This window comes from Streptomyces sp. NPDC088766 (genome assembly GCF_044750845.1).
Taxonomy (GTDB): Bacteria; Actinomycetota; Actinomycetes; order Streptomycetales; family Streptomycetaceae; genus Streptomyces.
The window spans coordinates 208,352-228,131 of the sequence record NZ_JBIVKQ010000001.1 but is presented as its reverse complement, the minus strand read 5'-3'; the positions used below and the strand labels follow the sequence as shown (position 1 = coordinate 228,131).

The 19,780-nt window shown below is 72.5% G+C and carries 24 protein-coding genes and 1 pseudogene; 12 read left to right on the top strand and 13 right to left on the bottom strand.

Features of this window, described 5'->3' with window-relative positions:
* Positions 1-132 precede the first annotated feature (132 nt).
* Complete coding sequence (locus tag ACIP5W_RS01025; RefSeq protein WP_401464725.1) at positions 133-573, bottom strand: hypothetical protein; 441 nt, start codon at positions 571-573, stop codon at positions 133-135.
* A 172-nt stretch (positions 574-745) separates the two neighbouring features.
* Positions 746-1,213, bottom strand: a complete 468-nt coding sequence (locus tag ACIP5W_RS01020; protein ID WP_401464722.1) for a hypothetical protein — start codon at positions 1,211-1,213, stop codon at positions 746-748.
* A gap of 149 nt (positions 1,214-1,362) precedes the next feature.
* Here ACIP5W_RS01020 and ACIP5W_RS01015 point away from each other — a divergent pair, with 149 nt between their 5' ends.
* Complete coding sequence (locus ACIP5W_RS01015) at positions 1,363-1,857, top strand: DUF1877 family protein (protein ID WP_401464719.1); 495 nt, start codon at positions 1,363-1,365, stop codon at positions 1,855-1,857.
* A 130-nt stretch (positions 1,858-1,987) separates the two neighbouring features.
* Here ACIP5W_RS01015 and ACIP5W_RS01010 read toward each other — a convergent pair whose 3' ends face one another.
* Entirely contained in the window at positions 1,988-2,575 is a 588-nt protein-coding gene (locus tag ACIP5W_RS01010) for a hypothetical protein (protein ID WP_401464716.1), read from the bottom strand.
* 153 nt (positions 2,576-2,728) lie between these two features.
* Positions 2,729-4,327 (bottom strand): glycoside hydrolase family 20 protein, encoded by a 1,599-nt coding sequence (locus tag ACIP5W_RS01005; protein ID WP_401465620.1) that lies wholly within the window; start codon positions 4,325-4,327, stop codon positions 2,729-2,731.
* Positions 4,328-4,564: 237 nt separating this feature from the next.
* On the opposite strand from ACIP5W_RS01005, the gene ACIP5W_RS01000 reads away from it, so the two are divergent.
* From ACIP5W_RS01000 to ACIP5W_RS00980, 5 genes are all read left to right on the top strand, one after another.
* On the top strand, positions 4,565-5,119 hold the full coding sequence (locus ACIP5W_RS01000) for a 2-oxo-4-hydroxy-4-carboxy-5-ureidoimidazoline decarboxylase (protein ID WP_401464713.1): 555 nt from the start codon (positions 4,565-4,567) through the stop codon (positions 5,117-5,119).
* 258 nt (positions 5,120-5,377) lie between these two features.
* Complete coding sequence (gene sdhC, locus ACIP5W_RS00995) at positions 5,378-5,758, top strand: succinate dehydrogenase, cytochrome b556 subunit (protein ID WP_363091276.1); 381 nt, start codon at positions 5,378-5,380, stop codon at positions 5,756-5,758.
* 5 nt (positions 5,759-5,763) lie between these two features.
* A complete protein-coding gene (locus ACIP5W_RS00990) occupies positions 5,764-6,246 on the top strand; it encodes a succinate dehydrogenase hydrophobic membrane anchor subunit (protein WP_401464710.1) in 483 nt (160 codons plus the stop codon).
* 23 nt (positions 6,247-6,269) lie between these two features.
* Entirely contained in the window at positions 6,270-8,024 is a 1,755-nt protein-coding gene (gene sdhA / locus ACIP5W_RS00985; protein ID WP_401464707.1) for a succinate dehydrogenase flavoprotein subunit, read from the top strand.
* Positions 8,024-8,797: a succinate dehydrogenase iron-sulfur subunit gene (locus ACIP5W_RS00980; protein WP_401464704.1), complete on the top strand. Its 774-nt coding sequence runs from the start codon at positions 8,024-8,026 to the stop codon at positions 8,795-8,797. The genes sdhA and ACIP5W_RS00980 overlap by 1 nt, the downstream gene beginning before the upstream one ends.
* A gap of 124 nt (positions 8,798-8,921) precedes the next feature.
* Here ACIP5W_RS00980 and ACIP5W_RS00975 read toward each other — a convergent pair whose 3' ends face one another.
* The 4 genes from ACIP5W_RS00975 to ACIP5W_RS00960 all read right to left on the bottom strand — a co-directional run bounded on the left by ACIP5W_RS00975 (position 8,922) and on the right by ACIP5W_RS00960 (position 10,954).
* Entirely contained in the window at positions 8,922-9,185 is a 264-nt protein-coding gene (locus tag ACIP5W_RS00975; RefSeq protein WP_073495377.1) for a TM2 domain-containing protein, read from the bottom strand.
* 335 nt (positions 9,186-9,520) lie between these two features.
* Entirely contained in the window at positions 9,521-9,931 is a 411-nt protein-coding gene (locus ACIP5W_RS00970; protein WP_401464700.1) for a DUF2752 domain-containing protein, read from the bottom strand.
* Entirely contained in the window at positions 9,924-10,391 is a 468-nt protein-coding gene (locus ACIP5W_RS00965; RefSeq protein ID WP_401464697.1) for a TM2 domain-containing protein, read from the bottom strand. Before ACIP5W_RS00965 ends, ACIP5W_RS00970 begins: the two co-directional genes overlap by 8 nt.
* 92 nt (positions 10,392-10,483) lie before the next feature.
* Complete coding sequence (locus ACIP5W_RS00960) at positions 10,484-10,954, bottom strand: ATP-binding protein (RefSeq protein WP_401464694.1); 471 nt, start codon at positions 10,952-10,954, stop codon at positions 10,484-10,486.
* 235 nt (positions 10,955-11,189) lie between these two features.
* Between ACIP5W_RS00960 and ACIP5W_RS00955 the strand changes: the two genes are divergently transcribed.
* The 5 genes and pseudogenes from ACIP5W_RS00955 to ACIP5W_RS00935 all read left to right on the top strand — a co-directional run.
* On the top strand, positions 11,190-12,044 hold the full coding sequence (locus tag ACIP5W_RS00955) for a helix-turn-helix domain-containing protein (RefSeq protein WP_401464691.1): 855 nt from the start codon (positions 11,190-11,192) through the stop codon (positions 12,042-12,044).
* A 7-nt stretch (positions 12,045-12,051) separates the two neighbouring features.
* Positions 12,052-12,249 carry a DUF397 domain-containing protein gene (locus tag ACIP5W_RS00950; protein WP_401464688.1) on the top strand — a complete coding sequence of 66 codons (198 nt, stop codon included), beginning with the start codon at positions 12,052-12,054 and terminating at the stop codon, positions 12,247-12,249.
* 111 nt (positions 12,250-12,360) lie between these two features.
* On the top strand, positions 12,361-12,771 hold the full coding sequence (locus ACIP5W_RS00945) for a VOC family protein (protein WP_401464685.1): 411 nt from the start codon (positions 12,361-12,363) through the stop codon (positions 12,769-12,771).
* A 135-nt stretch (positions 12,772-12,906) separates the two neighbouring features.
* Positions 12,907-13,710, top strand: a complete 804-nt coding sequence (locus ACIP5W_RS00940) for a TetR/AcrR family transcriptional regulator (protein WP_401464682.1) — start codon at positions 12,907-12,909, stop codon at positions 13,708-13,710.
* 64 nt (positions 13,711-13,774) lie between these two features.
* A pseudogene (locus tag ACIP5W_RS00935) lies at positions 13,775-13,981 on the top strand (hypothetical protein); the annotation flags it as partial.
* A gap of 130 nt (positions 13,982-14,111) precedes the next feature.
* Here ACIP5W_RS00935 and ACIP5W_RS00930 read toward each other — a convergent pair.
* Positions 14,112-15,401 (bottom strand): metallophosphoesterase, encoded by a 1,290-nt coding sequence (locus ACIP5W_RS00930; RefSeq protein WP_401464679.1) that lies wholly within the window; start codon positions 15,399-15,401, stop codon positions 14,112-14,114.
* A 72-nt stretch (positions 15,402-15,473) separates the two neighbouring features.
* Positions 15,474-15,713, bottom strand: coding sequence for an SCO4848 family membrane protein (locus tag ACIP5W_RS00925; protein ID WP_366059686.1), 240 nt, complete (start codon positions 15,711-15,713; stop codon positions 15,474-15,476).
* A 91-nt stretch (positions 15,714-15,804) separates the two neighbouring features.
* Here ACIP5W_RS00925 and ACIP5W_RS00920 point away from each other — a divergent pair, with 91 nt between their 5' ends.
* A complete protein-coding gene (locus ACIP5W_RS00920) occupies positions 15,805-17,199 on the top strand; it encodes a D-alanyl-D-alanine carboxypeptidase family protein (protein WP_401464676.1) in 1,395 nt (464 codons plus the stop codon).
* Here the strand turns inward: ACIP5W_RS00920 and ACIP5W_RS00915 are convergent.
* The 3 genes from ACIP5W_RS00915 to ACIP5W_RS00905 form a co-directional block, all read right to left on the bottom strand.
* Positions 17,153-18,103: a YihY/virulence factor BrkB family protein gene (locus ACIP5W_RS00915; protein WP_401464673.1), complete on the bottom strand. Its 951-nt coding sequence runs from the start codon at positions 18,101-18,103 to the stop codon at positions 17,153-17,155. The genes ACIP5W_RS00920 and ACIP5W_RS00915 overlap by 47 nt on opposite strands.
* Before the next feature lie 103 nt (positions 18,104-18,206).
* Positions 18,207-19,235 (bottom strand): decaprenyl-phosphate phosphoribosyltransferase, encoded by a 1,029-nt coding sequence (locus tag ACIP5W_RS00910; protein ID WP_401464670.1) that lies wholly within the window; start codon positions 19,233-19,235, stop codon positions 18,207-18,209.
* Positions 19,228-19,752: a phosphatase PAP2 family protein gene (locus ACIP5W_RS00905; RefSeq protein WP_401465617.1), complete on the bottom strand. Its 525-nt coding sequence runs from the start codon at positions 19,750-19,752 to the stop codon at positions 19,228-19,230. Before ACIP5W_RS00905 ends, ACIP5W_RS00910 begins: the two co-directional genes overlap by 8 nt.
* Positions 19,753-19,780: the final 28 nt, after the last annotated feature.

Here is a 19,780-nt window from a genome sequence, read left to right as displayed (position 1 = left end):
CACCGGTCCCGGTCGCGTCCTCGCCCCCACGGTCATCAGCGTCGGGCCTCACAGAAGTGTCACAGGACGCCGTCGGCGCCGGCTCGGCCCACCCCCGTGGGACCGTGCCGACGACGACGGCGCGCCCCCGGGTCAGGCGGCCGCCCCCCTGACGGGGGCACCCCTGCCCGGTGTCCGCCGGGCCCTGCCGTGCAGGGTCAGGTAGAAGGTGTGCAGGGACTCGTCGGTACCGCCCGCCTCGAAGCGGTTGACGACCTTGCCGAGGGGGTTCCAGACCCGTCCGTCCGGCATGCGCACCCCGACGGGCTGGCCGAACCAGGCCCGCTGCCGCTCGTCGAGGTCGACCCACGCCGCGCCGGCCCGGCGGACCAGCACCTCCCCCACGTACGCCCCGAGTTCGACCAGCGTGTCGTGCGCCCGCTCCCGGTCGGCGCCGCCCTTGCGGAGCCCGTCGACCAGGAAGTCGACGACGCGCAGGCTGGCGACGGAGTAGTCCAGCGGCAGCCGGCCGCGTGCGCCGACGCGCGCGACGAATCCGGCCGCGCGGGCTCTCATGCCGTCCGCGTCCTGCATGGCGCCGTCCCTCCCCTCGGGTGGCGGGACCCTCGGGTCGGGTCCCTCCGCCTGCCCCAGCGGATCGGTTCGCGCAAGCATCACGGGTCCCGACTGTGTCGCTGGTCACACCGGCGGTGAGCAGGGCGCCGTGCCGCGCGGGACCTCGGAGGCCGCCGCGTTCACACCGTGGTCAGGCCCGGTCCGTGCGGGTCGCGTCCCGGCACAGCAGGCGCAGGGAGCCGTGGCCGCCGAAGCAGCGGCGGGCCTCGTCGACCGGGTCCCACAGCCGGCCGTCGGGGGTGCGGACCCAGTGGTCGCCGCCCGTCGCCCACCACTCGCCGCCGGTCTCGCGGACGATCACCTCACCGCCGTAGGCCCCGAGCCCGCGCAGCACGTTCTCGACGGCGCCGTACGGCGTGTCCTCGCGGCGCAGCTCGTCGATCACCCGGTCGACGCGCCACAGGCTCTGCGCCGAGTAGTCGAGGTGCAGCCGCGCGCCCTCGCGCAGCGCGGTCACGGCGTCCGCCGCCCACCGCGCCGGCTTGGCCGCGGCGGAGGGCCGGCCGCCCGGCTGGGTCTGCCCCGGCGCCGGAGCCCCCGGCGCCGGAGCCCCTGGCGCCGGGACCTCCGTCGCGGCGTCCGTCGCGTCCTGAGTCACATTCCACGTCACATACGGAACAGCGAGGTCCGCCCGCATTCCGTCACCCGGCGCCGGGCCGTTCCCGGGACCGGCGCAGGACCGCCCCGACTTCCCCGCACGACGGACACGGGAGTGACACTTCCGCCCGTCCGCGCGCTGCCGGAGTGATGAGCGCGTACTTCCACTTCCGCGCCGTACCGGCCTCGGCGCTGCGCAACAGCGCCGGCTGGCTGCGGAGACTCTTCGAGGACGACCAGGACGCGATGCGCGGCCGGATCGGACGGCACCGCGAGGAGATCCTGGACGACCGTTACCCCGACCAGCAGCTCCTGTACGCCGACGCCACGCCGGAGCACGTCGACGCCGGGCCCGGGGCCCATGTGGTCCTCGGCGGCCAGCGGGTCTGCGCCACGGGCCCGAAGCAGTCGCCGTTCCTGCTGCTCACCGCGGCCCAGACGACACGGGTGGCGGCGTTCCTCGCCACGTCCGACTTCGACGACCTGTGGCGCCCGGTCCGCCCCGAGCTGCTCCCCCGTTACGGCGGCCCGGCCCAGGAGGCCCGCACCCGTGCCGCCTTCGCCTCCGCCCACGCCGACCTGACGGCCTTCTACACGACGACCGCGCGGTACGGCGACGCGGTGGTGAAGTGGCTGCGCTCCTGAGCCGACTGTGCTCCTGAGCCGGCTGCGCTCCTGAACCGGCGGTCCTGCCGAGCCGACGGCTCTCCGGAGCCTGCGGCACGCCCGGACCGGCGGCACGCCCGCGCGCCCGGACCAGCCCCGCACGCCCGGGTCAGCCCCGTCCGCGCGCCCTGCGGGAGACCACCGCCCGCAGCACCCGGCGTCCCTCGACGGAGACCTCCAGGGCCCGGCGCAGCCCGCCCGCCCCGTGCCCGGCCAGCACCTCCAGGACGGTGACCTGGCGGCGCAGTTCCGCGGCGGCCAGCGGCGGCATGTCCTCGGTGCTGCCCGCGCGGCGGGAGTCGAGCGGGGCGGGGTCGTCGGCCGGGTCGAGGAGCCGGTGGATCCGGAGCGAGGCGACCGAGCAGGCGTCCGCCCAGGCCCGCAGCTGCGCGGCGGTGCGTTCGGCGGGGGCCGCCGCCAGCATCCGCCGGGCGAGCAGGACGGCCTCGTCGCCACCGCCGCCGTCGCCCTCGCCGTCCTCCCCGGCCAGGTCCCCGCCGACGCCCAGCTTGCCGCGGATCTGCTCCAGCAGCCCGCCCCAGTCGGCCGCGTCGGAGGCGTCCGTGAGGTTCCCCCACAGCGGGCGCAGGATCTCGTCGTCGCCCCCCAGGAGGGGCACGCACCGGTCCAAACAAGCCAGTCCGCTCGCGGCCAGTCCGCGTTCGTCGGCCCTGGCGATGAGGTCCACCAGGCTCATTCACGCCTCCCTGTCCAGGGCACCGCCCTTACGGAGCCCGCACTTCCCCTTACTGCGTGCGACAGCCGAGGAGTGTCACAGGAGAGCGGAAGGAAACTTTTCGGCCAAGCGGCGGAGGCGGCCACGAGCAGCGCCGCGAAGGGGCCGCGAGGCTCACCCCAGGCGGTCCGCCAGTGCCTTGAACTGCGTCCAGGACAGCTCCGGGGCGCCCGGGTCCCACAGCTTCTGCACGGTCGCCCGCAGCGGCATCCGGATGCCGGCCGCGACCTGCTCCTGCGTCTGGGAGTTCGCCAGGTCGCACCAGACGGCGAAGGTCCCGCCGAGGATCTGGTCGTCGTAGCGCGCGGGCACCGGCGTCGTGCCGCGCAGCACGCGCGGGGTCCACCGCTCGTAGATCCGCTGCCCGGTCGGGTAGACGAAGGTCTGCGGCTCGCCGAGGACGTAGTACAGGAACTCGTCGTTGTAGTTGACGACCTCGCGGCCCGCGGCCAGGTGGTCGACGGGCGGGCGCGCCCCGATCTCCTTGCCGGTCCAGTAGGCGACCCGCAGGGCGGCGTCGGCCTTCACGGAGGTGCCCTCGAAGAAGCCGTCGTTCCAGGCGCGCACGGTGCGGTCGTGGGCGCGGACGGTGCCGGCGCGGTCGTCGAGCCAGCCGGTCGCGAGGTCGGCGACGCCGGCGCCGGCGCCGTACCGCTCCCGCGCGGCGGCGGCGAGCTGCGGGTAGGAGGCCTCCGGGTCCGAGACGGTCAGGGCCTGGTACTCGTCGCCGCCCAGGTGCCACTGCCCGCCGGGGAACAGCTCGGCGTACTCGTCGAGGAGGTCGTCGAGGAGGGCCGCGGAGGCGTCCTTGGAGATGTCGATCGCCCCGCGGGTGGCGACGCCGCGCGCGTTGCGCAGTTGCAGCTCGGGGTGGGCGGCGAGGACGGCGCCCAGGTGTCCGGGCGAGTCGATCTCGGGCACGACGGTGATGTGCCGGCTCTCCGCCAGGTCGACGATCTTGGCGACCTGCGCCTTGGTCAGGTGCTGCCGGGAGACGATCTCGGGGTGGGTGTCCGACTCGATCCGGAAGGCCTGGTCGTCGGAGAAGTGCAGTCCGATCTCGTTGAACTTCAGGTCCCCCAGCTCCCGCACCCGGTCCTCGATCCACCCGGGCGTGAAGTTCTTGCGCGCGATGTCCAGCATGAACCCGCGCCGCGGCTTGGCCGGCTCGTCGCGCACGACGCCCTCCGGCGCCGTACCGCCGCCGTGCACCTCCTGCTTCAGGGTGCGGGTGCCGTAGAACACGCCCGCGTCGGACGGCCCGCTGACGGTCACCCGCCCGCCGCGCACGGTCATGGTGTAGGACTCCGGGTCCGCGCCCTCGTCGTCGTTGAGGGACAGCCGCAGGTCCCCGGCGCGCACGTCGTCCCGTTCGCCCGCGTACGTCATCCCCAGCTCACCGGCGACCAGCCGGCCCTCGTCGGCCAGGTCCGTGTCGCTCACCACGACCCGCTGCTTCGCCGCCGGCCGCCAGCCGGGACCGCGCGCGGGGGTGTGCGCGCGGACGGCGGGAATCGTCCGCGGGGCGGTGGAGAGGGCGTACGACCGGCTGGGCGTGGGGCTCGCGCTCGACGCCGACGGGGCCGGATCACCGCTCGCGCCGCCGGACGCGGCGCCGGCCCGGTCCGCCGACCCCGCGGGCGTCCCGCCGCCGTCGCCGGAGGCCCAGACGCCCACGCCCGCCCCGAGCACGACGACGAGGCCGCCGGCCAGCAGGGCTCGTCGTACGGCCTTCTCCTGCGGCCTCTTCCGCGGCGCCCGGCGCCGATGCCTGTGCCTGCTCACCCCGACAACCTACGGCCCGCGTCCGGCCGAGGCGCGCCGAGGGAGTCCACCCCCCGTTGCGAAACTCTCCCGTGCGGGTGAAATTCGGGCATCCGTCGGACAGGTCATGAGCACTCTCGATAACGTGACGTCACACCTTTCACCACATCCCCTGCCGCACCACACGTGATGCGAGGATCCCCACTGCCCGCGCACCGTCTCTCCGACCTTCCGGACCGCGTCGTCCTGCCGGCCCTCCCGGAACAGACCAGGACCCCTCCGCCGGCCCCCACCGCCCTGGACGGGTTCAACGGCGCGCCCGCGGCCGAGACGCGCCGTGTCCTCCTCACCTGCCTGCGCAGCCCGCGCTGGGCCCACCTCGTCACCGCCCACCGCCCCTACCCCACCCTGGACGCCCTGCTGGCGGCGTCGGACGAGGCGGCGTACGACCTGACGGCGGGGGACCTCACGCAAGCGCTGGCGGCGGAGTCCCTGCCGCCCCTGCCGGCGGACGCCTACGGGGCGGCCCACATGGCGCTCGACGCCGCGCGCACGGTCTACGAGGCCCGCTTCGGCCACCCGTTCGTCGTCTGCCTGGACGGGGTTCCCCCGCCGGAGGCCCTGGACCACGTCCTGGAAGCCATCCGGTCACGATTGGCGAACGATCCCGAGGAGGAACGGGTGGTGACGGCGGAGGAACTGCGCCGCCTGGCGAGGCAGCGGCTGACCGGGCTGCTCTGACGCCGCGGGGCCGCGCCCTCCCGGCTCACGGGCCCCACCAGCCAGGACGCGACCGCAGACCGGGACGAAGGGGGCACCCCACCCCAGATGCCGCAATGATCACCCATACGCGTGCCAGTTTGATCACACAGGTAGGCCCCCTGTAAGACCGGAGCCCTCGCGTGGCTACGATGCTGGGGGCCGGTGGACCGTACCCGGCCGGGCCCGTCCGACACCGAAGCCGGCAGGCCCCAATCCCCGCTCCCGGAGGGTTCTTCCGTGCCGGCTGGAACGCTGTACCGCGGCCGGGAAGGAATGTGGTCCTGGGTGGCTCATCGAGTCACCGGCGTCCTCATCTTCTTCTTCCTGTTCGTACACGTGCTGGACACCGCACTCGTGCGGGTCTCCCCCGAGGACTACGACAAGGTCGTAGCCACGTACAAGACGCCGATCGTCGCCGTGCTGGAGTACGGCCTGGTCGCCGCCATCCTCTTCCACGCGCTGAACGGTCTGCGTGTCATCGCCGTCGACTTCTGGTCGAAGGGCCCGCGCTACCAGAAGCAGATGCTCTGGACCGTCGTCGGCATCTGGGTCGTGCTGATGCTCGGGGCGATCTACCCCGTCCTCGGCCACGCCGCTCGTGAAGTCTTCGGGAGCTGAGACAGATGGCCACCACTGAAACCACCGCGTCCGGGGTCGGCCCCGTCGAGGGCGCCTCCCAGTACGACGTCGACCACCCGGCACCCCTGATCGAGGCGCCGCGCAAGCGGACCAAGAAGACCCCGAAGTCGACCCGGGGCAACTTCGAGATGGCCGCCTGGCTGTTCATGCGCCTGTCCGGCGTGGTGCTGGTCGTCCTGGTCCTCGGTCACCTGCTGATCCAGCTGGTGCTGGACGGCGGCGTCTCCAAGATCGGCTTCGCCTTCGTGGCCGGCCGCTGGGCCTCGCCGTTCTGGCAGGTCTGGGACCTGCTGATGCTGTGGCTGGCGATGCTGCACGGCACCAACGGCCTGCGCACGGTCATCAACGACTACGCGGAGCGCGCGAACACCCGCCTGTGGCTGAAGGGCCTGCTCTACACCGCCACGGTGTTCACCATCCTGCTGGGCACGCTGGTGATCTTCACCTTCGACCCGAACATCCGCTAGGCACGGGGCTGAGGCAACCACTGATGAAGATCCACAAGTACGACACCGTCATCGTCGGCGCCGGCGGCGCCGGTATGCGCGCGGCGATCGAGTCGACGAAGCGCAGCCGGACCGCGGTCCTGACGAAGCTCTACCCCACCCGCTCCCACACGGGCGCCGCGCAGGGCGGCATGGCCGCCGCGCTGGCCAACGTGGAGGAGGACAACTGGGAGTGGCACACCTTCGACACGATCAAGGGCGGCGACTACCTGGTCGACCAGGACGCCGCCGAGATCCTGGCGAAGGAGGCCATCGACTCGGTCCTCGACCTGGAGAAGATGGGCCTGCCGTTCAACCGCACCCCGGACGGCACGATCGACCAGCGCCGCTTCGGCGGTCACAGCCGCAACCACGGCGAGGCCCCGGTCCGCCGGTCCTGCTACGCGGCCGACCGCACCGGCCACATGATCCTCCAGACGCTGTACCAGAACTGCGTGAAGGAGGGCGTGGAGTTCTTCAACGAGTTCTACGTCCTCGACCAGCTGATCACCGAGGTCGACGGCGTCAAGAGGTCGGCCGGCGTCGTGGCGTACGAACTGGCCACCGGCGAGATCCACGTCTTCCAGGCGAAGGCCGTGATCTACGCCTCGGGCGGCACCGGCAAGTTCTTCAAGGTGACGTCGAACGCGCACACGCTGACGGGTGACGGCCAGGCGGCGGTCTACCGCCGCGGCATCCCGCTGGAGGACATGGAGTTCTTCCAGTTCCACCCGACCGGCATCTGGCGCATGGGCATCCTGCTGACGGAGGGCGCCCGCGGTGAGGGCGGCATCCTGCGCAACAAGGACGGCGAGCGCTTCATGGAGAAGTACGCGCCCGTCATGAAGGACCTGGCGTCGCGCGACGTCGTGTCCCGGTCCATCTACACGGAGATCCGTGAGGGCCGCGGCTGCGGTCCCGAGGGCGACCACGTCTACCTCGACCTCACCCACCTCCCGCCGGAGCAGCTGGACGCCAAGCTGCCGGACATCACCGAGTTCGCGCGCACCTACCTCGGTATCGAGCCGTACACGGACCCGATCCCGATCCAGCCCACCGCGCACTACGCGATGGGCGGCATCCCGACGAACGTCGCCGGTGAGGTGCTGGCCGACAACACCACGGTGGTGCCCGGTCTGTACGCCGCCGGTGAGGTCGCCTGCGTGTCCGTGCACGGCGCCAACCGGCTGGGCACGAACTCGCTGCTGGACATCAACGTGTTCGGCAAGCGCGCGGGCATCGCCGCCGCCGAGTACTCCCAGAAGGCCGACTTCGTCGAGCTGCCGGAGGACCCCGCGTCCCTGGTCGTCGCGCAGATCGAGCGGCTGCGCAACTCGACGGGCACCGAGCGGGTGTCGACGATCCGCCGCGAGCTGCAGGAGACCATGGACGCCAACGTCATGGTGTTCCGTACCGAGCAGACGATCAAGACGGCGGTCGAGAAGATCGCCGAGCTGCGCGAGCGCTACCTGAACGTCTCGATCCAGGACAAGGGCAAGCGGTTCAACACCGACCTGCTGGAGGCCGTCGAGCTGGGCAACCTGCTCGACCTGGCCGAGGTCATGGCCGTCTCCGCCCTCGCCCGCAAGGAGTCCCGCGGCGGTCACTACCGCGAGGACTACCCCAACCGCGACGACGTCAACTTCATGCGCCACACCATGGCGTACCGCGAGGTCGGCGACGACGGCACCGAGTCCATCCGTCTCGACTACAAGCCGGTCGTCCAGACCCGCTACCAGCCGATGGAGCGTAAGTACTGATGGCTACCCCCGTTCTGGACAAGGCGGACTCGGCCCCCGAGCCCGGTTTCGCCGACTCCCCGTACATCACCGCCGTCTTCCGGATCCGCCGGTTCAACCCGGAGGTCTCGGCCGAGTCGACCTGGGAAGACTTCCAGGTGGAGATCGACCCCAAGGAGCGTGTCCTCGACGCCCTCCACAAGATCAAGTGGGAGCTGGACGGCAGCCTGACGTTCCGCCGTTCCTGCGCCCACGGCATCTGCGGGTCCGACGCGATGCGGATCAACGGCAAGAACCGCCTCGCGTGCAAGACGCTGATCAAGGACATCAACCCCGCGAAGCCGATCACGATCGAGCCCATAAAGGGCCTGACGGTCCAGAAGGACCTCGTGGTCGACATGGAGCCGTTCTTCCAGGCGTACCGCGACGTCATGCCCTTCCTCATCACGAAGGACACCAACGAGCCGACGCGTGAGCGGCTCCAGAGCGCCGAGGACCGCGAGCGCTTCGACGACACCACGAAGTGCATCCTGTGCGCCGCGTGCACGTCCTCGTGCCCGGTGTTCTGGAACGACGGGCAGTACTTCGGCCCGGCGGCCATCGTCAACGCGCACCGCTTCATCTTCGACTCGCGCGACGAGGCCGGCGAGCAGCGCCTGGAGATCCTGAACGACCGTGACGGCGTGTGGCGTTGCCGTACGACGTTCAACTGCACGGACGCCTGCCCGCGCGGCATCGAGATCACCAAGGCGATCCAGGAGGTCAAGCGGGCGCTGATCACCCGCCGCTACTGATCCCGGCCGTCAGGGTCCGGACCCCGGTCCGGGGTCCGGGCCGTCCCGGTCCGGGCGACACGCCGAGGGCCCCGCTCCGCGCAGCGATGCGCGAGCGGGGCCCTCGGCGTCGAGCGGGCGGGGATCAGCCGCGCAGGACGCGGCCCTGCGCGTCGGTGCGGTCGTTGCTCGTCAGGAACAGGATGCCGTCGATGAGCGCCCAGATGCCGAGGCCACCGCAGGTGAGGAGCTGGGCGACGCCCACGCCGACGGAGCCGACGTAGAACCGGCCGATGCCGAGGGTGCCCAGGAAGAGCTGGAGGATGCCCGCGACGATCTTCGACTTGTCGGAGTACGGACGGCCCATCGGGTCGACGCCGTAGGGGGCTTCGGGGGTGGGGACGGTCATGAGAACTGCTCCTGGATCGCTTCGTGTTCAGGCGTTCCCGAAGCTGGTTGCTCCGGGACGGGGTCCAGGAGGGATGCGAGTTCTCCATACGCCGAGCTTGCGCCGACCGTGCGTCGACCACGTCCGCGCACGCCTTTCGGCCATGCAGGACGTCCCCCCTGTGAGCCGTGAGCCTAGAGAACACCGAAGGCAAGAAGGGAGTAGGAACGAACGATCGTTCCTATTCCGTGATCAATTCCCGCCAACCACCGGGTACCCGACAGGATTTGCGCACCGGTGTGCGGGCGGCGCGGGGCGGGCTCCGGCGGTCTCCCGGCGGGCTCCGGCGGGGCGCTCTAGAAGACGTTGCGCGCGACGGTCCACGTCACGGCGAGGCCCAGGATCACGGCCTGGGAGCGCCTGCTGAACGTGGGCCGCCAGCGGCGGCCGCGCAGCCCTTCCCACATCCAGCGGCCCAGCAGCGCGAGGGCGAAGGGCGAGGCCAGGAGCAGGGCCCGGTTGTCCAGCCAGGCGGCGCCGAGGTGACCGTGCATCAGGTCGTACGTCATGCGCGTGCCCCCGCACGCGGGGCACAGCAGGCCGGTGACGAAGCGGAACGGGCACTGGGGCAGCAGGTGCCCGCCCTCGTGCGGGTCGGTGACGTACAGGTAGGCCGAGCCGGCCAGACCGGCGGCGAGCACCGCGAGGGGTGCCGCCGCCGGGTGTCGCAGGAGGGAGCCGGGCTCCCCGCCCACCACGTCAGCCACGCAGGATCCGGCCCTGGGCGTCGGTCTTGTCGTTGCTGGTGAGCAGGATGATGCCGTCGACGAGCGCCCAGATGCCGAGGCCGCCGCAGGTGAACAGCTGGGCGAGGCCGAGGCCGACGTGGCCGATGTAGAAGCGGCCGACGCCGAAGGTGCCGAGGAACAGCTGGAGGATGCCCGCGACGATCTTCGACTTGTCGGACAGGGGCCGGCCGTAGGGGTCGTAGCCGTAGGGCGCGTTGGGGTCACCGGTGTAGGCGCCGGGCGGGACGGCACCGGGGGGCGGGTAGCCGCCCTGCTGGTAACCGGCCTGCGGGTAGCCGGGCTGCTGATATCCAGGCTGCTGGTAGCCGCCCTGCTGCTGTCCGCCCTGCGGGTACCCGTAGGGGCCGGGCTGGCCCGCGCCGGGGTACCCGTAGCCGGGCTGGGGCGGCTGCTGGGGCTGCTGGGGCTGCTCTGTCACGGTGGGTTCTCCCCCGAAGTCACACGATCGATCGGATGCACGTCATCTTGCATGACACGACGTGCCCTGAAGAAGTCAGGTGGTCCATCGTCCTACGCGGTGGCGAGTTCGCACCACACGTACTTCCCCCGGTTCCCGGATCCCGCCGCCGGCTGCCACCCCCAGGTCTCGGAACAGGCCCGCACCAGCCCGAGCCCACGTCCGTCCTCCCTTTCACCGAACTCGCCGAAGTCGTCCGACTCCGCCGGAAACCGGGGCGGTTCGGGGTCCGCGTCCCACGCCCCGATCCACAGCACCCCGTCCGCCCACCGCACGCGGAGCGCCGCGGGCCCCTCGGTGTGCCGCACGGCGTTGGACACCAGCTCGGCGGCGAGCAGCTCGGCGGTGTCGACGAGGCCGATCAGCCCGTGAAGGGTGAGGATCAGCCGGAGCGTGCGGCGGCAGACGGTGACGGCACGGGGGTCGTCGGGGATGTGGAGGGAGTACTCCCAGGGCTCGCCGGCCTGGGACCGCTGAGACTGCTGGGACTGCCTGGACTGCTGCGGGTTCTCGTCCTCGGACATGCGTCGGCTCCGGTTCGGTGGTGGGGTTTCGGAGAGCGCGGAAGACTCGCGGGCGGTGTCATGCCGCAGCCGTCCTGGCAGGACGGGGCGGTGCGCTTCCGGGATCCCGGCGATTCCGCAGCGTATGCGTCGCATCACCGAAAGTAGACCTGGATTTATAGGTCTAGCAAGTGGATCGCGTAATCTGACGCCGAACGAGTGCCGCCGACAAGCGCGTTGGATCGAGGAGCCGCACATGGCCGGGTTGAGGCGTGAACCGACAGCACGTCAGAAGCGCCTCGGGATCGAACTGCGCAAACTGCGGGATGCGGCAGGCCTCACCGGACGCGAGGCGGCGGCCGCGCTCGGGGTCAGCTCGGCTCAGATCAACCAGATCGAGTCCGGCCTCTCCGGCGTGAGCAGGCAGCGCCTGCGTCGCCTCGCAGCCGTCTACGCCTGCTCGGACGGCAAGTTGATCGATGCCCTGGCAGCCATGGCGACCACCCGGAGCCGGGGCTGGTGGGAGGAGTACCGGGGCACACTGCCGACGCCGTTCCTGGACCTGCCCGAACTGGAGCATCACGCCCGCTACCGGTGGGATGTGGAGTTCCTCCACATCCCGGGCCTGCTGCAGACCGAGGAGTACGCCCGTGCGCTCTTCTCCTACGTCAACCCCGAGTTCCCTCAGGACGAGGTGGAGCGATGGGTCGAGCACCGTATGAAGCGCAAGGTCATCGTCGAGGGACCCGAGCCGATCCCGTACGAAACCGTGATCCACGAGGCCGCGCTGCGGATCCGGGTCGGCGACCAGGCCGAGGCACGGGCCCAGCTCACCCGCGTCCTTGAACTCTCCGAGGCCGACAACGTCACCGTGCGGGTCATCCCCTTCGCCCTGAAAGGCTTCGGCGGGGCAGGCAGCGCCATGGTGTACGCAGGCGGCTCGGTCCCCCAGTTGGACACCGTGGTCCGCGACGGTCCGAACGGCCCGGTGTTCATCGACGCCGCAGCCCAACTCAGCCGCTATCGAACGCTCTTCCGTAGGGTGGAAGCGGTGTCACTCGAGCCCGAGCACTCGCGTGACTTCATCCACAGGCTGGCGAAGGAGCTGTGAGGACGACATGACCACCCCCGACGACACCTGGCGCAGGTCTTCCTACTCGGGCGGCGGCCAGGGCGACGCCTGCGTCGAAATCGCCGATCTGGACACCCGCATAGCCATCCGCGACTCCAAGGCCCCCGCCCGCGCCACCCTCACCTTCCCGGCGCCCGCCTTCGCCACGTTCGTCGAGACCCTGAAGAAGAACCCGGCCGCCTGACCCGGAACAGCCGGGTGCGGCCACCCGTGTGGCACACACCGGCGGCGGCGACCGCATGAAGCGGCGTCGGCAATCACGGATTCGTGCCCGCTCCCCACTTATTCTGACGTTATGTCAGACGACCAGTCCTACGAACTGCTCGGGTTCGACAACGTCCTGCTGCCCGTCGGCGATCTCGGTGAGGCCGTCGGGTTCTACGAGCGGGCCGGGTTCGCGGTGGCGTTCCGGTTCGACGAGGCCGGGATCGCGTTGCTGAAGGTCGGGGGCGAGACGCCCGGCATCCTGCTGCGCGCGGAGGAGGCGCTCGGGCACCGGCCGCCGCCGTGGGCCGCACCGCGCCTGTGGCTGGAGGTGCCGGACGCGCGCGCGGCGGCCCGCGCGCTGGCGGACGCCGGCATCCAGCCCCTCGACGAGCCGTTCCCCGTGGCCACCGGCTGGACCGTCGAGGTCGCCGACCCCTGGGGGAACGTCCTCGGCCTCACGGACTACTCCAAGCGGCCGGAGCTGGGCCGCCGGACGTGACCCGGCACGGGGCGCGGGGCGGGCGGCCCCGGTGCCGCCGGGCGGGCGGACGGCCGTACCGCCCGGCGCGGGGCCGGGTCCGCGCCTCCCGGCCGGTGACGGCGGCCCTCGCCCCCACTGACTAGGCTCCTGCCCGTGCCCGTGAACAACGACGGTCCCGCCGAGGCCGCTCCCCCGACCCGGTCCTCCGAGGCCGTCGCCCCGACCAAGTCGGAGCAGACCCGCGCGCGGATCCTGGAAACGGCGATGCGGCTGTTCCAGGAGCGCGGCTACGACCGGACCACGATGCGGGCCATCGCCCAGGAGGCCGGGGTCTCCGTCGGGAACGCGTACTACTACTTCGCCGGCAAGGAGCACCTGATCCAGGGCTTCTACGACCGGCTCGCCGCCGAGCACCGGGTGGCGATCGGGGAGCTGCTGGAGCGGGAGACGGACCTGGAGGCGCGGCTGGCGGGCGTGCTGCGGATCTGGCTGGACGTGGCGACGCCGTACCACGAGTTCGCGGTGCAGTTCTTCAAGAACGCCGCCGACCCGGACAGCCCGCTCAGCCCCTTCTCCCCGGAGTCGGAGCACGCGCGCAACGAGGCCATCGGCGTCCACAGGACGGTGCTGGCCGGTTCGAAGGCGAAGGTGCCGGAGGAACTGCGGGAGGTGCTGCCCGAGTTGATGTGGCTGGCCCAGATGGGTCTCGTCCTGTACTGGATCTTCGACCGCACCGAGGGCCGCGAGCGCAGCTACCGGCTCGCCGAGCGGGGCGCGCGCCTGACCGCGCGCGGGGTGGCGCTGGCCCGCTTCCGGGTGCTGCGGCCCCTCGTCCACGAGGTGCACGAGCTGTTCACGGACTTCCTGCCCGGCATGACCAAGGCGCTGCCGGACCCGGCGAGGAAGCAGAAGGAGCAGAAGGAGCAGCCGCCGGGCCCGGCGGACCGGGAGGACTGACGTCCGCGGGGCCGTCCCGGACGAGTTCCTCGGGCACGGCGTTCGCCTGGCCGGCGAAGGCGACCTGGGCGTACGCGATCCGCCCGTCCCGGCTGACCCGGGCCGCGCCCTCGCCGGCCGTGTCCGGCCCGATGCGGCACTCCTCGACGTGATGCTGCCCGACGGCGACGGTCGCGCCCTCGGGCGGGAGCTGCGCGCGCGGCGGCCGGAGCCGGCCCTGGTCTTCCTGACCGCGCGGGACGCGCCCGCGGAGATCGTCGGCGAGGTGGGCGTGCGCACGGCGCCGGGCGAGGGCCTGACGGTGACGGTACGGCTGCCGGCCCGCCCGGCGGAGTGCGCCCAGGCACCCGCCGGACGCCGGGTACGCCGGTCGCCCGTGGGCCGGATCCGGTCGAGCGTTCTCAGGCCTGCTTCGACGCCAGTTCGACGACCGTGATGTCCGAGGGGGCGCCCACGCGCGTGGGCGGGCCCCAGGCGCCGGCGCCGCGCGAGACGTAGAGCTGGGTGTCGCCGTAGCGCTCCAGGCCCGCGACGGTCGGGTTCGCGGCGGCGGCGAGGAGGTTTCCGGGCCAGAGCTGGCCGCCGTGGGTGTGGCCGGAGAGCTGGAGGTCGACGCCGTGCTCGACGGCGTCGTGGATCTGCACGGGCTGGTGGGCGAGGAGGACGCACGCGCGTGCCCGGTCCCGGTCACCGAGGGCCTTCGCGAAGTCGGGGCCCTGGCCCTCGCTCTCGCCCGCGATGTCGTTGACGCCGGCCAGGTCGAACCACGGCAGTTCGGTCCGCGTGTTCTCCAGGGGCAGCAGGCCGAGCCGCCGCACCTCCTGGACCCACTGCTCGGCGCCGGAGAAGTACTCGTGGTTGCCGGTGACGAAGAAGCTGCCGTGCCGGGCCCGCAGCTGCGCGAGCGGGGCCGCCGCCGGGCCCAGGTCCTTGACGCTGCCGTCGACCAGGTCGCCGACGACGGCGATCAGGTCGGGCTGCGTGCCGTTGATGGTGTCGACGACCTTCTGGGCGAAACCGCGGCCGAGGACCGGGCCCAGGTGGATGTCGCTGACGACCGCGATCCGGTAGCCGTGCGCCGCGCGCGGCAGCCTGGCCAGCGGGACGGTGACCCGCTTCACCTGCGGGCCCCGCAGCACGCCGTAGGTGCCGTGGCCGACGGTCCCGGCGGCGGCCGCGGCCGCGGCGCCGCCGATGACGCGGGAGACGAACAGGCGGCGGGAGGGGGCGGCGGGGCGCGGGGAGGCGGTGTCCTGCGGGGGCCGCGGCTCCTCGGGCGGCGCGGGCGTTCCGGGTCCGGGCGGGGACGCGGGCACGGTCTCGGGCTCCTCGTCCCGCGCCTCCTCCGGCACCGGCACCCGGGCGGCCGCCCGCCGCTCCAGGACGCGCCGCAGCAGCGGACGTACGGCCTCGCCCGCCAGGACCGCCAGCAGCAGGTACACCGACAGCGCCATCCACAGGAAGCCGGGCCAGGCCAGGACGCGCTGGAGCCAGAAGGGGGCGCCGGCGCGTTCGGCGACGAGGGCGCCGACCGCGAGGGCCCAGCCGCCCGCGATCAGTACCGCGCCGCCGCGCCGGACCCGGCCGGGGGCGCGGGTCGTGTCGCGGAACAGGCGGCGCCACAGGTACCAGTTGGCCACGACCAGGACGGCCAGGAAAGCCAGGGCGAGCAGCACGAAAAGGATGGCCACGGTGTTCGTATCCCCGCTGTGGGCGTCGGAGGTCGGGCGTCGGAGGTGGGGCGTCGGGCGTCGGGCGTCGGGCTATGAGGTTCGGCGCAGTGCACGCAGTCCGCGCAACCCGATGGCCCCGACGACCGTCCCCAGTACGAAGGAGACGACGGCGAGCGTCAGATGGACCCAGAAGTAGGCCGTGGGGTCGCCGTCGTCGAACGCGAGCCCGCTGCTGTCCTTGATCAGGTTTTTGACGAAAGTGACCCAGATGACCCAGCTCCACACCCCGAAGGCGAGAAGGAACCAGGACACCGGACGGCTGAGCTTCATGCGTTCAGTATCGCCGCCCGCTGTCCGGTTCCATGAGGGGGGTGGGGAGGGGAGCGGGACTTCCCGTGGTCTGCCAGGTACTTTCTCCGTCGTGCCCGCACCCTTGAAGCAGACCGCCAGACGAACCCTGCTGGTCGCCTCCGCGACCCTCGCGTCCCTCGCGCTGACCGCGCCCGTGTCCACGGCCGCGCCGACCCCGTCGCCCTCGGCCCCCGCCCCGGCCCCGGCCTCCGGTTCGCCGTCCGCCTCCCCCTCGGCTCCGGCTCCGGCTTCGGCTTCGGCTTCGGCTTCGGCTTCGGCTTCGGCTTCGACCAGCGCGTCCGCCACTCCCCCGGCGAAGATGTCGTCGCTCGGCGGCGCCCGCCTCGGGCAGGCCGGGACACAGGTCCAGCTCGCCGGCGGCGCGCCGGTGCTGCCGAAGGACCTCACCGCGCGGTCCTGGATCGTCGCGGACGCCGAGTCCGGAGAGGTGCTCGCCGCGCACAACGCGCACTGGCGGCTGCCCCCGGCGAGCACCCTGAAGATGCTCTTCGCCGACACCGTCCTGCCGAAGTTCCCCAAGGCCACGCAGTACAAGGTCCGCACGGAGGACCTGCAGGGGGTGGGCGCCGGCTCCAGCATGGTCGGGATAAAGGAGGGCGAGACCTACTCGGTCCACGACCTGTGGCTCGGCGTCTTCCTGCGTTCCGGCAACGACGCCGTGCACGTCCTGTCGTCCATGAACGGCGGCGTCGCGGCCACCGTGCAGCAGATGAACGACCACGCCGACGAACTGCAGGCCCTGGACACCGACGTGGTCTCGCCCGACGGCTACGACGCCCCCGGCCAGGTCTCCTCGGCCTACGACCTGACGCTGATCGCCCGCTCCGGCCTCCAGAAGCAGGACTTCCGCGAGTACTGCTCGACGCAGACCGCGAAGTTCCCGGGCGCCACGACGAAGAACAAGAAGGGCCGGACGGTCCGCGAGACCTTCGAGATCCAGAACACCAACCGGCTGCTGACCGGCGACTACGACATCACCCAGTACCAGGGCATCGCGGGCGTCAAGAACGGCAACACCACCAACGCGGGCGCCACCTTCACCGGCGTCGCCGAGCAGGGCGGGCGGGTCCTGCTGGTCACGGTGATGAACCCGGAGAAGGACGACCACAACGAGGTCTACAAGGAGACCGCCGCCCTCTTCGACTGGGGTTTCCAGGCGGCCGGCAAGGTGACCCCGGTGGGCGAGCTGGTCCCGCCGAGGAGTGCCGCGCAGGCCAGCGCGCAGCCCGGCGCGAACTCCGGCGAGGGCGGGGAGGCCGGAGAGGCCGGCGGCGTCGGCAACGTGTCCGAGCGGCCGGTGGCGGGCGCGGTCGCGAAGAACGGCTCCGGTGGCGTCGGAACCGCCATGGCGATCGCCGGCGGGGCACTGGTGCTGCTCGCCGGTGCGGCGTTCCTGGTCAACCGCCGGTGGCCGCTGCCGGATCTGGTGCGCCGCCGCCGCTGACCCCGTCCGGGGCGCCGGTTTCGGTGTCGGACCCGGTGTCGGTGCCGGTGTCCGCGCCGGCGGACCCCGTCGCGGTCCACGCGGCGCAGAACAGGACCAGTTTCGCCGTGAAGTTGATCCACAGCAGCAGGGCGATGGGCACGCCGAAAGCGCCGTACATGCTCTTCGTGGCCACGCCCTGCAGGTAGCCGCTGAGCAGCAGCTTCAGCAGTTCGAAGCCGACGGCGCCGGTGAGCGCCGCCACGATCAGGCGGCGGCGCGGCGGCTCCACGCCCGGCAGCAGCGTCAGGACGTACAGCAGGAGCAGGAAGTCCGCGAGGACGGCGACGGCGAACGCGGCGACGCGCAGCAGGATGCCGCCCCAGCCGGACTGGTCGATGCCCGCCCGTTCGATGATCCAGCCCACCATCGCGGAGGCGACGGTGGAGATGGCGAGGGTGACGAGGACGGCGCCGCCGAGTCCGAGGAGGATGCCCAGGTCCTTGAGCTTGCGCAGGACCGGGTTCTCCTCCTCGTCGGACAGTTCCCACACCGCGCGCAGGCACTCGCGCGTCGAGCCGGCCCAGTTGACGCCGGTGAACAGCAGGGCGGCGCCGGCGATGAGGCCGACGGTGCCGGCGTTCTGCACCAGGCTGTCGATGTTCAACCGGTCGGAGATGCCGGGCACCTGGTCGGTGATCCTGTCCTGGAGTTCCTTCTGCCGCTCGGGGCCGAGGGTGGCGGCGCCGATCGTGGCGACCACGGTGAGCAGCGGGAAGAGCGCGACGAAGCTGGTGAACGTCATCGCGGCGGCCAGCATCGTCCACTGCACCCGGTCCAGCCGCTCGTACGACCGCCACGCGTGCGTGGTCATCACCCGCGCGATCCACGGCCCGATCCCGGGGAGCTTTTTCAGCCAGTCCATGATCCGACTCCCCTGGTGAGACGTGCGCGGTGCCCGGGCCGGGCGTCCTGGGGGTCCGTCTACCCCGAAACCGCCGGACGGTGGCCCGCGGCCGTACGGCGCGTCACCAGTCGGCCACCGCCAGACCGTACATGGTGAGCCAGGCCAGGCCGATCAGGGCGAGGGCGCGGTCGCCGAGGACGACCTCCTCGGGTTCGCCCGCGGTGCCGCGGTCGGCGAAGACGGCGTAGCGCAGTACGGCCAGGACGAAGGCGACCACGGACAGCTGGCGCCAGGGCAGCACGCTGGTGTGCGGGACGCCGCCCTCCTCCAGCGCCCACAGGCAGTAGCCGAGCACGGCGACCCCGGCCGCGAGCTGCCAGACGAAGCGCAGGTAGCCGGTGGTGTACTCGGTGAGCAGGGCGCGGGTGGCGCCCGCCGTCCCGGCCATCTGCACGGCCTCGGAGTAGCGCTTGGCCGACACCATGAACAGCGCCCCGAAGCCGGTGGTGATGAGGAACCAGCGCGACAGCGGGATGCCGAGCGCGAGCCCGCCGACCATGGCCCGCATCAGGAAGCCGGTGGTGACGACGACGAGGTCGACGACGAGGACGTGCTTCAGGCTGACGCAGTACGCCAGTTGCATGGCCAGGTAGGCGACGAGGAGTCCGGCGACGGCGGGTGTGGTCAGCCGGGCCGCGGCGGCCGGGGCCAGCACCGCGAGGGTGCCTCCGACGGCGTAGGCGACGGGGACGGGGACCTGTCCGGCGGCGACCGGGCGGTGCCGTTTGGTGGGGTGGGCGCGGTCGGCCGCGGCGTCACGGGCGTCGTTGACGAGGTAGACGGCGGCGGCGCAGGCGGTGAACAGGGCGAGGACGAGGGCGAGTTCGGTGAGGGCGTGAACGGTGAACAGCTGCCCGGCCGCGGCGGGGGCGGCGACCACCAGGACGTTCTTGACCCACTGCTTGGGGCGGGCGGTGCGCAGCAGGCCGGCCAGGAGGGAGCCGGTGGGCGCGGTGTCGCCGGGGTGCGGGGCGGGGCCGGTGTCCGTGTCGGGGCGGTGGTGGCGGGTGCGCTGTCCCAGGAGGGCGGGTTCCGGGGGGTGCGGCTCGGCACGGCGGTGGGTCCCGGCGAGGGGTGCGGCCTCAGTCACGGACGCCTCCCCCGGCCCGGTGCGCGCCGGCTTTCATCCAGGGGGTGCCGACGCGCGCCGCGAGTGCTCCGAGGACTGCTCCCGCGGCCACGTCGGAGGGGTAGTGCACGCCCACGACCAGGCGCGACAGGCACATCGCGGCGGCGAGCGGGGGCACGGCGTACGCCCCGAGGGCTCCGTAGGCGACGGCGGCGGCCGCGGCGGAGGTCGCGTGCGAACTCGGGAAGGAGTGCCGTCCGGCGGTGCGGACCAGGGGTTCGACGTGTGTCGGGCGGGGGCGGCGCACCATCCGTTTCACGCCCATGCTGGCGAGGTGGGCGCCCGCGGTGAGCGCGGTGGCCCGCAGCCAGGCGCCGCGCCGGGCGCCGTCGAGGGCGGCTCCGGCCAGGCCCGCCGCGAGCCACAGCGCGCCGTGCTCGCCCGCCCGGGACAGGGTGCGCGCGGCGGCTGCCAGGCGCGGGTCGGCGCCACGGGCGTGGACCGCCGTGAGGATGCGGTGGTCGATGCCGGTCTCCATGCCGTCGCTACCGGTCTCCATGCCGTCG